Here is a 13,148-nt window from a genome sequence, read left to right on the forward strand (position 1 = left end):
CGCCCCCATGCCCGGTCCCTCGTCCGTCCTCACCGCCGTCGCCTGGCCGTACGCCAACGGCCCCCGCCACATCGGCCACGTCTCCGGCTTCGGCGTGCCCTCCGACGTGTTCTCCCGCTACCAGCGGATGGCCGGCAACCGGGTGCTCATGGTCTCCGGCACCGACGAGCACGGCACCCCGCTGCTGGTGCAGGCCGACAAGGAGGGCACAGCGGGGGGCGTCCAGGCCCTGGCCGACCGCTACAACCGCGTCATCGTCGAGGACCTCGCCGGCCTGGGGCTGAGCTACGACCTGTTCACCCGCACCACCACCCGCAACCACTACGCCGTCACCCAGGAGCTGTTCCGCACCCTGCACCGCAACGGCTACATGGTGCCGCGGACCACCACCGGGGCCATCAGCCCGTCGACCGGGCGCACCCTGCCCGACCGCTACGTCGAGGGCACCTGCCCCATCTGCGGCTACGCCTCCGCCCGCGGCGACCAGTGCGACAACTGCGGCAACCAGCTCGACCCGGCCGACCTGATCGACCCCCGCAGCCGGATCAACGGGGAGACGCCGACGTTCGTCGAGACCGAGCACTTCTTCCTCGACCTGCCCGCCCTGGCCGACGCGCTCGGCGACTGGCTGGGCGGCCGCGTCGACTGGCGGCCCAACGTGCTGAAGTTCTCGCTCAACCTCGTCGCCGACCTCAAGCCGCGGGCGATGAGCCGCGACATCGACTGGGGCGTGCCCATCCCGCTCGACGGGTGGTCCGACCGGCCCGACAAGAAGCTCTACGTGTGGTTCGACGCCGTCATCGGCTACCTCTCGGCCAGCATCGAGTGGGCGCACCGCAGCGGGGACCCCGAGGCGTGGCGCGAGTGGTGGTGCGACCCGCAGGCCCTGAGCTACTACTTCATGGGCAAGGACAACATCACCTTCCACTCCCAGATCTGGCCCGCCCAGCTGCTGGGGTACGACGGCCGGGGCGCCCGCGGCGGCGAGCCCGGCTCCCTGGGCCGGCTCGACCTGCCCACCGAGGTCGTCTCCAGCGAGTTCCTCACCATGAGCGGCTCGAAGTTCTCCACCAGCCGCGGCACCGTCATCTACGTGCGGGACTTCTTGCGCGACTTCGGCCCCGACGCGCTGCGCTACTTCATCTCGGTCGCCGGCCCGGAGAACCAGGACACCGACTTCACCTGGGACGAGTTCGTCCGGCGCACCAACTTCGAGCTCGCCAACGAGTGGGGCAACCTCGTCAACCGCTCGGTGTCCATGGCGCACAAGGGCTTCGGCGCCATCCCCACGCCGGGGACGCGCCAGGACGTCGACGTGGAGCTGCTGCGCGCGTCGGAGGCGGCGTTCGACACCGTGGGGGCGCACCTGCGGCGCAGCCGGTTCAAGCAGGCCGCGGGGGAGGCCATGCGGGTGGTCACCCTGGCCAACCGCTACATCTCCGAGACCGAGCCCTGGAAGCTGGCCAAGGGCGACGAGGCCGACCGGGATCGCCAGGCCACCGTCCTGCACACCGCGCTGCAGGTGGTCTCCGACGCCAACGCCCTGCTCACCCCGTTCCTGCCCCACTCCGCCCAGCAGGTGCACACGGCGATCGGCGGCACCGGCACCTGGTCGGCGCAGCCGGAGGTCCGCGAGGTCACCGACGACGTGCGCTCCGAGCTGACCGACCGGCTCACCGGCACCGGCCTGCCCGAGGCGGGACGGTCCTACCCCGTCATCACCGGGGACTACTCGGCCGAGCAGGCGCACTGGGGCCGCACCGAGATCCACGCCGGCACGCCGCTGGCCAAGCCGACCCCGCTGTTCACCAAGCTCGACCCGGGCCTGGGGGAGACCGGGCCGGAGTGGGCGCCGGTCGCCCCGGCATGAGCCGCGACACCGTCCCGGAGGACCCGGAGCCGCTCGGCCCGCCGGGCACCCTCGTCGACGCCCACACCCACCTCGACGCCTGCGGGGCCACCACGGCCCTCGACGTCGCCGCGGTGCTGGACCGCGCGGCCCGCGTCGGCGTCGGCCGCGTCGTCACCGTGGCCGACGACCTGGGCTCCGCCCGGTGGGTGGTCGAGGCCTCCACGTGGGACCCCCGGGTGTGGGCGGCCGTGGCGCTGCACCCCACCCGCGCCGGGGACCTCGACGACGCCGCCCGCACCGAGCTCGAGCACCTCGCCGCCCAGCCCCGTGTCGTCGCCGTGGGGGAGACCGGGCTCGACCACTACTGGCCCGGCAAGCTCGACGGCTGCGCCGACCCGGCCACCCAGGAGGAGGCGCTGCGGTGGCACGTCGACCTGGCCAAGCGCGTCGGCAAGCCGCTCATGATCCACGACCGGGAGGCCCACGCCGACGTGCTCCGGGTGCTGCGGGAGGAGGGCGCACCGGGGACGGTGGTCTTCCACTGCTTCTCCGGGGACGCCGCCGTGGCCCGGGAGTGCGTCGACGCGGGGTACGTCCTCTCCTTCGCCGGGCCGGTCAGCTTCCGCAACGCCCGCGAGCTGCACGCCGCGGCTCCGCTGGTGCCGGCCGGGCAGCTCATGGTCGAGACCGACGCGCCGTTCCTCACCCCCCACCCGCACCGGGGCCGGCCCAACCGGCCGCACTGCCTGCCGTGGACGCTGCGGGCGCTGGCGGAGCTGCGCGGGGACGACCCCGTCGCCCTCGCCGCGGCCACCACCGCCACGGCCGAGCGCGTGTACGGGCTGCCACCGCTCGTGTGAGGTGCGTCAGGACGGTTGCCCCGTCGCGCCCGGACCCGTTACCGTGCCGTGATCGACAGCCGGGATGGGGAAGTCCCGGGTGCCCCCCTCAGGCCGGTGCTCGCGCCGGTGGTCGCGTGCTGCCCGCCCGCGCCGGTGCGCCCACCCCTGCCCGGGACCTGCCACCACCAGGACACCTGTGCCCCTCACCCGTGCCTTCGCCGCCCGCGCCACCGTCGGCGCCCTGCTGCTGACCCTGACCGCCGGGGCGGCGGTCGCCGTCGCCGCCGAGAAGACCGTCACCGTCGAGGTCGACGGCGAGACGAGCTCCGTCTCGACCATGTCCGGTGACGTCAGCGGCGCCCTGGGTGCCGCCGGCCTGACCGTGGGCGACCACGACGTCGTCGCGCCCGCGGCCACCGCGCCGATCGGCAGCGGCGACACCATCGTGCTGCGCCGCGGCCGCCCGCTCGACCTCACCGTGGACGGCCAGCCCCGCCAGGTGTGGACCACCGCGCTCACCGTGGACGAGGCGCTGGACCAGCTCTCCCTGGCCGGTGACGGCACGCAGCTCTCCGCCTCGCGCTCGCAGCGCCTGCCGCTCGAGGGCTACCAGCTCGACGTGCGCTCGCTCAAGGTCGTCAGCGTCACCGACGGCGGCGTGCTGCGCACCGTCTTCAGCCCTGCGCTCAGTGTCGGCGAGCTCATGGCCGAGGAGGGCATCGCCCCGCTCGAGCCCACCGACACGAGCACCGCTGCGGCCGACGTGCCCGTCACCAACCTCATGAGCATGGCCATCACCCGCGTGCGCGTCGCGAACGTCGACGAGACCCGGCCGCTGGCCCCGCCGGAGCAGAAGGTCGACGCCCCCGACCTGGCCAAGGGCGAGACCGAGGTGCAGACCCCCGGCGTGCCCGGCGAGGAGAAGGTGACCTTCAAGGTCACCACCACCGACGGCAAGGAGACCGGACGCGAGCAGCTCAGCGTCACGGTGACCAGGCCCGCCCAGCCGACCGTCACCCGCGTCGGCACCAAGGCCCCCGCCGCCTCGTCCTCGTCCTCCTCCTCGTCGGACGCCGCCCCCTCCGGCGGCGGGAACACCGGCGCGGCCGCCCCGAGCGTGAGCAACGGCAGCTCCTGGGACGCGCTCGCCCAGTGCGAGTCCGGCGGCAACTGGTCGATCAACACCGGCAACGGCTTCTACGGCGGCCTGCAGTTCGACTCGGGCACGTGGCTCTCCAACGGCGGCGGGCAGTACGCGCCCCGCGCCGACCTGGCCACCCGCGAGCAGCAGATCGCCGTGGCCGAGCGGCTCTCCGCGGGCCGCGGCTTCGCCCCCTGGCCGTCCTGCTCCGCCCGGCTCGGCCTGTGACCGGACGGTCCTGACCACGCCCGACCCCACCTCGGCCGGACCCGCACTGCTGGGTCCGGCCGAGGTGCGTGCGCTGGCCGCCGAGCTCGACCTGCGGCCCACCAAGACCCTCGGGCAGAACTTCGTCCACGACGCCAACACCGTCCGGCGCATCGTCGCCGACTCCGGGGTGGGTCCCGACGACGTCGTCCTCGAGGTCGGCCCCGGCCTGGGCTCCCTGACCCTCGGCCTGCTCGGGGTGGCCCGGTCGGTCGTGGCCGTGGAGGTCGACCCGGTGCTGGCCCGCCGGCTGCCCGCCACCGTGGCCGAGCGCGCGCCGCAGCAGGCCGGCGGCCTGCTCGTCCTCGCCGCCGACGCCCTGGCCCTGCGCGGGGTGGACCTGCCCGTCGGGCCCACCGCGCTGGTGGCCAACCTGCCCTACAACGTGGCCGTCCCCGTGCTGCTGCACCTGTTCGCCGAGCTGCCCCGGCTGCGCACCGCGCTGGTCATGGTGCAGGCGGAGGTGGCCGAGCGGCTCGCCGCCCCGCCCGGCAGCCGCACCTACGGCGTCCCCAGCGTCAAGGCCCGCTTCTTCGGCGACGTGCGGCGCGCCGGGCCCGTCGGGCGCTCGGTGTTCTGGCCCGTCCCCGGGGTCGACTCCGGGCTGGTGCGCCTCGACCGCCACGCCGTCGACCCGTTCCCGGGCGCCGACCGCCGCGACGTGTTCCGCGTCGTCGACGCCGCCTTCGCGCAGCGCCGCAAGACGCTGCGCGCCGCGCTGGCCGGCTGGGCCGGGGGTGCCGCCCAGGCCGAGGCGGTGCTGCGCGCGGCCGGGGTCGACCCGGGCGCCCGCGGGGAGTCCCTCGACGTCGCGGCGTTCGTGGCGATCGCGGCGGCAGCGCCCCGATAGGATCGGGCCCCGTGCTCGCCGTCGTCGGATCCCCCGTCACCGTCCGGGCCCCGGCCAAGGTCAACCTGCACCTCGCCGTGGGCGACCGGCGCGACGACGGCTACCACGAGCTGGTCAGCGTGTTCCACGCCCTCTCGCTGGCCGACGACGTCACCGCCGCCCCGGCCGCCGAGCTGTCGGTGCTCGTCTCCGGTGAGGGCGCGGGCACCGTCCCCACCGACGCGGGCAACCTGGCCTGGCAGGCGGCCGTGCTGCTGGCCGAGGCCACCGAGCGCGAGCCCGACGTGGTGCTCAGCCTGGCCAAGGGCATCCCCGTCGCCGGCGGCATGGCCGGGGGCAGCGCCGACGCGGCCGCGACGCTGCTGGCCCTGACCTCGCTGTGGCGCCTGGAGCTCAGCCGCGACCAGCTGGCCGGGCTCGCCGCCGAGCTGGGCAGCGACGTGCCGTTCGCGCTGCTCGGCGGCACCGCCATCGGCACCGGCCGCGGCGAGCAGCTCACCCCCGTGCTGGGCCGCCGCACGCTGCACTGGGTGCTGGCGCTGTCGTCCACCGGGCTGTCCACCCCCGCCGTCTACGCCGAGCTCGACCGGCTGCGGGCCACCGGGGAGCGCCCCCGGCTGGGCAGCCACGAGCCGCTGATGCACGCGCTGGCCTCCGGCGACCCGCACCGCGTGGCCCCGCTGCTGGGCAACGACCTGCAGGCCGCCGCCCTCTCGCTCGCCCCGGGGCTGCGCCGCACCCTGCGCGCGGGCACCGAGGCCGGCGCCCTGGCCGGGATCGTCTCCGGCTCCGGACCGACGTGCGCCTTCCTGTGCGCCGACGCCGGGGCCGCTCTCACCGTGAGCGCCGAGCTGGCCGGGGCGGGGGTGTGCCGCACCGTGCGGGTGGCCACCGGACCCGCACCCGGCGCGCGCGTGCTCTCCGCCGACGCACCAGGACGGGGGTCCGCCTGATGGCGAACCTGGTCAACCTCGAGAACGTCCACAAGACCTTCGGCGTGCGCCCCCTGCTCGACGGGGTGTCCCTCGGCGTCGCGACCGGCGAGCGCGTCGGCGTCGTCGGGCTCAACGGGGGCGGCAAGACGACGCTGCTCGAGGTGCTCACCGGCCTCGAGCCGCCCGACTCCGGCCGGGTCAGCCGCGCGGGCGGGCTGCGCAGCGCCGTGGTGACCCAGCGCGGCGTGCTGCCGCCCGGCTCCACGGTGGGCGAGGTCGTCCTCGCCCCGCTCGACGTGCCCGAGCACGAGTGGGCGGGCGACGCGCGCATCCGCTCCGTGCTGGGCGGCATCGGCCTCGACCAGCTGGCCGGCGACCTCGCCGGCAGCCTGGCCGCCCGCGTGGACGACCTCTCCGGCGGGGAGCGCCGCCGCGTGGCCCTGGCCGCCGCGCTGGTGCAGGACCTCGACCTGCTGGTGCTCGACGAGCCGACCAACCACCTCGACGTCGAGGGCGTGCAGTGGCTGGCCGAGCACCTGGCCGCGCGGCGCAGCGCGCTCGTCGTCGTCACCCACGACCGGTGGTTCCTCGACACGGTCGCGACCCGCACCTGGGAGGTCCACGACGGGGTCGTCGACGCCTACGAGGGCGGCTACGGCGACTGGGTCTACGCCCGCGCCGAGCGGGGCCGCCAGGCCGACGCCGCCGAGGACCGCCGCCGCAACCTCGCCCGCAAGGAGCTCGCGTGGCTGCGCCGCGGCCCGCCGGCCCGGACGTCCAAGCCCCGCTACCGGATCGAGTCCGCCGAGGCGCTCATCGCCGACGTGCCCCCGCCCCGGGACTCGGTCGCGCTGGCGTCGTTCGCCACCCGCCGCCTGGGCAAGGTCGTCCTCGAGCTGGAGGACGCGACGCTGGCCTCGCCCGACGGCCGCGAGCTCGTCCGCGACCTCACCTGGCGGCTGGCGCCGGGGGAGCGGGTGGGCCTGGTCGGGGTGAACGGCTCCGGCAAGACCACCCTGCTGCGCGCCCTGGCCGGGGCGTCGGAGCTGGTGCGGGGCACCCGCGTCCAGGGCCAGACGGTGGCCCTGGGGTGGCTGCGCCAGGAGCTCGACGACCTGCCGCTGACGATGCGCGTGCTCGACGCGGTGGAGGACGTGGCCCGGGTGGTCACCCTGGGCGGCCGGGAGATGTCCGCCGCGCAGCTCGCCGAGCGGCTCGGGTTCGCCCCGGCCCGGCAGCGCGTGCCCGTCGGCGACCTCTCCGGCGGGGAGCGGCGCCGGCTGCAGCTCACCCGGGTGCTCATGGCCGAGCCGAACGTGCTGCTGCTCGACGAGCCCACCAACGACCTCGACATCGACACACTCCAGCAGCTGGAGGACCTCCTCGACGGCTGGCCCGGGACGATGGTGGTGGTCAGCCACGACCGGTACCTCGTCGAGCGCATCTGCGACTCCACCTGGGCGCTGTTCGGCGACGGCGCGCTGACCAACCTGCCCGGCGGCATCGAGGAATACCTGCGGCGCCGCGCGGCGCAGCAGGCGGCGGGCGACCGGGGGGCGGCCGAGCGGCCGGCCGGTGCCCCCGCGCCCACCTCGGCGGCCGACTCCCGCGCCGCCCGCAAGGAGCTGTCCAAGGTGGAGCGCACCGTGGCCAAGCTCGACGACCGCGAGAAGGCGCTGCACGCGCGGCTGCTCGAGGCCGCGACCGACCCCGGCGCGCTGGCCACCCTCGGCCAGGAGCTCAAGGCCGTGCAGGCGGAGAAGGCCGAGGCGGAGGACCGCTGGATGGAGCTCTACGAGCAGGTGGGCTGACCGGCCGGCGCCCGCGGGGGAACATCACGTCTGGGCGTCGTGTCCGAAATGCCCGTTGCGGTGGTCGGGGTCGACCGGGCAGGGTCTGGCCCCATGAGTGCCTCTGGTGTGGTCGTGGTCGGCATCGACGGGTCGCCGTGCTCGCGCGACGCGCTGGCGTTCGCGCTGCGCGACGCCGCCCGGCGCGGGGCGGCGCTCAAGGCGGTGTCGGTGGTGCGGCCGGTCGACGAGTGGGCGACCGCCTACGGCCTGCCCTCGTCCTCCCCGCGGCAGGACCCGGGCGCGATCGGCGCGCAGCAGCAGCAGATCCTCGGCGAGGTCCGCGCCGCGGTGGGTGACGACGTGGCCGGCGTGGACGTGGAGGGCGTCGTCACGGTGGGCAACACCGCCGGCGAGCTCATCAAGGCCGCCGTCGGGGCCGACCTGCTCGTGGTGGGCAGCGAGGGCCGCGGCGGCGTCGCGGGCGCCCTGCTCGGCTCCGTCACCACCCGCGTCGTCTTCGGCGCCCCGTGCCCGGTGACCGTGATCCGCCCCCGCACCGGCAGCTGAGCGGGCGCGCCTCAGACGTCGGCGGTGGCGACCAGCGGCTCCAGCGTCAGGCCGGGGTGCTCCTTCTGGATGTACTGCAGCCGCCACTTGTCGCTGACCAGGGCCAGCAGCGCGCCGTCGGAGCGGGTGAACACCTCGATGCCGCGCTGGCGGTCCAGCTCGGCGGCCGACTCCGCGTCGGTGCGCCGGGCCAGCGCGTAGCCCAGCGGCTCCATCTGCGCGTCGACGTCGAACTCCGACTTCATCCGCGCGGCCACGACCTCGAACTGCATGGGCCCGACCGCGGCCAGCACGGGCGCCGACTCGCCGCGGACCTCGTTGCGCAGCACCTGCACCACGCCCTCGGAGTCGAGCTGCTCGACCGCCCGGCGGAACTGCTTCGCCTTGCCTCCCACCGCACCGCGGAGCACCCGGAAGTGCTCGGGGGCGAACTGGGGGATGGGGGGGAAGCGGACCGGCCGGTCGACGTAGAGGGTGTCGCCCACCGTGAGGGTCAGCGCGTTGACCAGCCCGACGACGTCGCCCGGGTAGGCGGTGTCCACGGTGGACCGGTCGCGGCCGAACACCGACTGCGCGTACTTGGTGGTGAACGGCTTGCCGGTGGCCGCGTTGGTCACCACCATGCCGCGGTCGAACACCCCGGAGACCACCCGCATGTAGGCGAGCCGGTCGCGGTGCGAGGAGTCCAGGCCCGCCTGCACCTTGAACACCACGGCGGAGAACGGGTCCACCACGTCCCGGGGCTTCTCGTCGACGTCCATCCGGGCGCGCGGCGGCGGGGCCAGCTCGACGAGCAGGTCGAGCAGCTGCGCCACCCCGAAGTTCAGCACCGCCGAGGCGAACAGCACCGGGGAGGTCTGCCCGGCGAGGAAGAGGTCCTCGTCGTGGTCGGCCCCGGTGGCCGCGAGCAGCTCGGACTCCTCCACCGCGGTGGTCCAGTCGACGCCCTCGCGGGCCAGCGCGGCGTCGGGGTCGAGGTGCTCCTGCGGGGCCATCGTCGCCCCGCCCGCGGTGCGGGTGAAGCGGACGTAGCCGCCGGTGCGGCGGTCGAGCAGGCCGCGGAAGTCCCCGGCGATGCCGACGGGCCAGAACACCGGCGTCGGCTCGAGGCCGATGCGGGTGCTGATCTCGTCCATCAGCTCCAGCGGCGCCTGACCGGGGCGGTCCCACTTGTTGATGACGGTGATGACGGGGATTCCCCGGTGCCGGCACACCTGGAACAGCTTGAGGGTCTGCGGCTCCAGGCCCTTCGCGGCGTCGATGAGCATCACCGCGGCGTCGACGGCGGTGAGCACCCGGTAGGTGTCCTCGGAGAAGTCGGAGTGCCCGGGGGTGTCGACGAGGTTGACCACGGCCTCGGTGCCGGCCGCGGGGGAGCCCTCGGGGGCGGTGTAGGCGAACTGCAGCGCGGTGGAGGACACGGAGATGCCGCGGGCCTTCTCCATCTCCATCCAGTCGCTGACCGTGGACTTGCGGCCGGACTTGCCGTGGATGGCCCCGGCCTCGTTGATGACCCGCGCGTGCAGGGCGAGCGCCTCGGTCAGGGTCGACTTGCCGGCGTCGGGGTGGCTGATGACGGCGAAGGTGCGCCGACGGGCGACCTCGCTGCGGACGGCGGCCTCGGAGTGCCCCGGGGCTGCGGCGGGGCTGGTCATGGCACGAGGATACGGGCGGCGCCGAGGCTGGTGGCGCCCCGGCACGGCCGCGAGCCCTAGAGTGCTACTCGTGAGTACGTTCACCGACCTGATGTTCCGCACCGCCGCGACGTCGCAGCGCGGCATGGTGACCGGGGAGCCCGACGAGCCCGTGCGCCGGACGTGGGCGGAGATCCACGAGACGGCCCGCCGGGTGGCCGGTGCGCTGGCCGAGGCGGGGGTCGGCCCGGGTGACGCGGTGACCGTGCTCGCCGGCAGCCCCGCCGAGATCGCCCCCTCGGTGCAGGCGGCGTGGATGCGCGGGGCGAGCGTGACGATGCTGCACCAGCCGACCCCGCGCACCGACCTGGGGCACTGGGCGGCGGAGACGATGACCACCCTGGAGATGGTCGAGGCGAAGGTGGTGCTGCTCGGCACCCCCTTCGAGCCCGTGCTCGAGGTGCTGCGCGAGCGCGGCGTGACCGTGCTGGAGATGACGGCGGTCACCGGCGGCACGCCCGTCGAGCCGCTCGACGTCGACGAGGACGCGACGGCCCTGCTGCAGCTGACCTCGGGGTCCACCGGGTCGCCGAAGGCCGTCCGCATCACCCACCGCAACCTGCAGGCCAACCTCGAGGGCATCGTCGCGGCCGGGGAGATCGACCCCACCACCGACGTGGGCATCAGCTGGCTGCCGCTGTTCCACGACATGGGCATGGTCGGCTTCCTCACCGTCCCCATGGCCACGGGCATCGAGGTCGTGCTCGTGACCCCGCTGGACTTCCTCCGCTCGCCGCTGCTGTGGCTCGAGCTCATCAGCAAGTACCGCGGCTCGCTCACCGCCGCCCCGAACTTCGCCTACGCCGTGGTCGCCAAGCGGCTCGCCCGCGCCCAGTACGCCGAGGGTGAGCTGGACCTGTCGTCGGTGAAGTGGGCGCTCAACGGGGCCGAGCCCATCGACCCCGCCGCCAGCCTCGCCTTCGTCGAGGCGGGGGCCCCGTACGGCCTGCGGCCCGAGGCGATGATGCCGGCCTACGGCATGGCCGAGACGACGCTGGCCGTGTCGTTCCAGTCGTTGCACGAGCCCGTCCGCGTCGACACCGTCGACGCCGACCAGCTCGAGAACCACGCCCGCGCCGAGCCCGCCACCGACGGCGCCGCCACCCGCGGGTTCCCCACCCTGGGCGTCCCGCTGCCGGGTCTCGAGGCCCGGGTGGTCGACGAGCAGGGCACCGTGCTCGACCGGCGCGGCGTCGGCACCATCCAGCTGCGCGGCGAGGCCGTGACCCCCGGCTACCTCACCGTGGACGGTCCGCGCGACACCCAGGACGCCGAGGGCTGGCTCGACACCGGCGACCGCGGCTACCTGACCGACGACGGCGAGGTCGTGGTCTGCGGTCGCGTGAAGGACGTCATCATCATGGGTGGGCGCAACATCTTCCCCACCGACATCGAGCGCGCCGCGGGCGTGGTCGACGGGGTGCGGGCGGGCAACGTCGTCGCGGTGCGGCTCGACGCCGACGCCGAGCGGCGGGAGAGCTTCGCCGTGGTGGTGGAGTCCGGCAAGGCCGACGACCCGGCCGAGGTGGACCGCATCCGCAAGGAGGTCACCGCCGCGGTGGTCGACGCCGTCGCGGCCCGGCCCCGCACCGTCACCGTGCTCGCCCCGGGCTCGCTGCCCAAGACGCCGTCGGGCAAGCTGCGCCGCTCCAGCTCGATCGAGCTCGTCGGCGCCTAGCCGGCGCTACCCGCCGAGGCGGGCCTGGGCGTCGGCGAGGTCGTGGGCCAGCAGCAGCTCGGCACCGTCCGCGGCCAGCTCGCAGGCCAGCTCGACCTCGGCCCGCGCCGCCGCCGGGAAGGCCTTGAGCACGTAGTCGGCCGGGGCCTGCCGGCCCGGCGGGCGGCCGATGCCGACGCGGACCCGCAGGTAGTCCCGGGTGCCCAGGGCCTTGCTGATCGACCGCAGCCCGTTGTGCCCGCCCTCGCCGCCGCCGCGCTTGAGGCGCACCACGCCCAGCTCGAGCTCCAGGTCGTCGTGCACCACCACCACGTCGGTCGGGGCGACGGAGAAGAACCGGGCCGCGCCGACGACGGGACCGCCCGACTCGTTCATGTACCCGCGCGGCTTCGCGAGCACGGTGCGCCGGCCCTCGAGCCGGGTCTCCGCGACGTCGGCCCCGCTGCGCTTGTGCACCGAGAACCGGGCCCCGGCGCGGGCCGCGAGCAGGTCGGCGACGACGAACCCGACGTTGTGCCGCGTCCGGGCGTGGTCGGGCCCGGGGTTGCCCAGGCCGACGACGAGGGCGGGGGAGTCGGGCGCGAGCGGGTCGGGCACAGCGGTCTCCTGGCGGCTCGGGTGGGGGCGGGACGACGGCGCGGGGCCGGCGGGACCGTGGTGGTCCTGCCGACCCCGCGCCGGGGGACGAGCGGGGAGGACCTAGCTCTTGTCCTCGGCCTCGGCGGTCTCGACGTCCGGCGCGTCGGGCTCGCCGTCGGCGACGGTGCCCTCCTCGGACTCCGGCTCGTCCTCGACGACGCCGGCACCCTCGACGTCGACCTCGGCCTCCATGTCCTCCTCGGTCGGGGCAGCGGCCACGTTGACCACGAGGGTCTCCGGGTCGGAGGTCAGCGTGACGCCCGAAGGCAGCTCGACCTCCGCGGCCAGGATCTGCGTGCCGATCTCGAGGCCCTCGACGGAGACGGTGAGCTGCTCAGGGATCGCCATGACGTCGGCCTCGACCTCGAGGGTGTTGGCGTCCTGGAACACCAGCGAGCCGGGGGCGGCGTCGCCCTCGAGGACGACGGTGACGTCGACGGTCGCCTTCTCGCCGCGGCGGACGACGACGAGGTCCGCGTGCTCGATGTAGTTGCGCAGCGGGTGGATGACGACCTGCTTGGTCAGCGCCAGGTGCTCCTCGCCGTCCGCGGTGATGGTGAGGACGGCGTTGGTGCCGCTGTTGCGGACGATCGCGGCGAACTCGAGCGACGGCAGCGCGAGGTGGACGGGCTCGGTGCCCTGCCCGTAGAGCACGGCGGGCACCAGCGAGGCGCGGCGGGCCCGGCGGGCCGCGCCCTTGCCGAACTCGGTGCGCACCTGCGCGGTGATGGTGTTGGACGTGGGCTTGGCGGCCACTGGGTTCTCCTCGGGGTACGGCTGGGGGTGCGGACGGTCCTGGGTGCCGCGGGAGGACGCAGCAGGACACGGGGGTGCACCGCAGCCGCGTCGATCACGGTGGCCCGCTCCAGCACGGAGCGCGCCACCCTCGC

11 protein-coding genes are annotated in these 13,148 nt (G+C 75.1%); 8 read left to right on the top strand and 3 right to left on the bottom strand.

Annotation, left to right across the window (positions count from 1 at the left end):
* The first annotated feature begins 7 nt into the window (after positions 1–7).
* The 7 genes from metG to ACYVOF_RS18720 all read left to right on the top strand — a co-directional run bounded on the left by metG (position 8) and on the right by ACYVOF_RS18720 (position 8,247).
* Entirely contained in the window at positions 8–1,870 is a 1,863-nt protein-coding gene (gene metG, locus ACYVOF_RS18690) for a methionine--tRNA ligase (RefSeq protein WP_460869176.1), read from the top strand.
* Positions 1,867–2,712 (top strand): TatD family hydrolase, encoded by an 846-nt coding sequence (locus ACYVOF_RS18695; protein ID WP_460869178.1) that lies wholly within the window; start codon positions 1,867–1,869, stop codon positions 2,710–2,712. The genes metG and ACYVOF_RS18695 overlap by 4 nt, the downstream gene beginning before the upstream one ends.
* A gap of 178 nt (positions 2,713–2,890) precedes the next feature.
* Positions 2,891–4,063, top strand: coding sequence for a transglycosylase family protein (locus ACYVOF_RS18700; protein ID WP_460869180.1), 1,173 nt, complete (start codon positions 2,891–2,893; stop codon positions 4,061–4,063).
* Between the two features lie 10 nt (positions 4,064–4,073).
* Positions 4,074–4,952 carry a 16S rRNA (adenine(1518)-N(6)/adenine(1519)-N(6))-dimethyltransferase RsmA gene (gene rsmA / locus ACYVOF_RS18705; protein WP_460869238.1) on the top strand — a complete coding sequence of 293 codons (879 nt, stop codon included), beginning with the start codon at positions 4,074–4,076 and terminating at the stop codon, positions 4,950–4,952.
* An 11-nt stretch (positions 4,953–4,963) separates the two neighbouring features.
* Positions 4,964–5,905: a 4-(cytidine 5'-diphospho)-2-C-methyl-D-erythritol kinase gene (locus tag ACYVOF_RS18710; RefSeq protein WP_460869181.1), complete on the top strand. Its 942-nt coding sequence runs from the start codon at positions 4,964–4,966 to the stop codon at positions 5,903–5,905.
* Entirely contained in the window at positions 5,905–7,698 is a 1,794-nt protein-coding gene (locus ACYVOF_RS18715) for an ABC-F family ATP-binding cassette domain-containing protein (RefSeq protein ID WP_460869183.1), read from the top strand. Before ACYVOF_RS18710 ends, ACYVOF_RS18715 begins: the two co-directional genes overlap by 1 nt.
* A 93-nt stretch (positions 7,699–7,791) precedes the next feature.
* Positions 7,792–8,247, top strand: coding sequence for a universal stress protein (locus ACYVOF_RS18720; protein ID WP_460869184.1), 456 nt, complete (start codon positions 7,792–7,794; stop codon positions 8,245–8,247).
* Between the two features lie 11 nt (positions 8,248–8,258).
* Here the strand turns inward: ACYVOF_RS18720 and ACYVOF_RS18725 are convergent, their stop codons facing one another.
* Positions 8,259–9,902: a peptide chain release factor 3 gene (locus tag ACYVOF_RS18725; protein ID WP_460869186.1), complete on the bottom strand. Its 1,644-nt coding sequence runs from the start codon at positions 9,900–9,902 to the stop codon at positions 8,259–8,261.
* A 70-nt stretch (positions 9,903–9,972) separates the two neighbouring features.
* Here ACYVOF_RS18725 and ACYVOF_RS18730 point away from each other — a divergent pair, with 70 nt between their 5' ends.
* A complete protein-coding gene (locus ACYVOF_RS18730; RefSeq protein ID WP_460869188.1) occupies positions 9,973–11,619 on the top strand; it encodes a fatty acyl-AMP ligase in 1,647 nt (548 codons plus the stop codon).
* A 6-nt stretch (positions 11,620–11,625) separates the two neighbouring features.
* On the opposite strand, the gene pth is transcribed toward ACYVOF_RS18730, so the two are convergent.
* Entirely contained in the window at positions 11,626–12,216 is a 591-nt protein-coding gene (pth, locus tag ACYVOF_RS18735; RefSeq protein WP_460869190.1) for an aminoacyl-tRNA hydrolase, read from the bottom strand.
* A 102-nt stretch (positions 12,217–12,318) separates the two neighbouring features.
* Positions 12,319–13,014, bottom strand: coding sequence for a 50S ribosomal protein L25/general stress protein Ctc (locus ACYVOF_RS18740; protein ID WP_460869192.1), 696 nt, complete (start codon positions 13,012–13,014; stop codon positions 12,319–12,321).
* Positions 13,015–13,148 lie beyond the last annotated feature (134 nt).

The sequence above is a fragment of the Rhodococcus aerolatus genome (genome assembly GCF_054783215.1).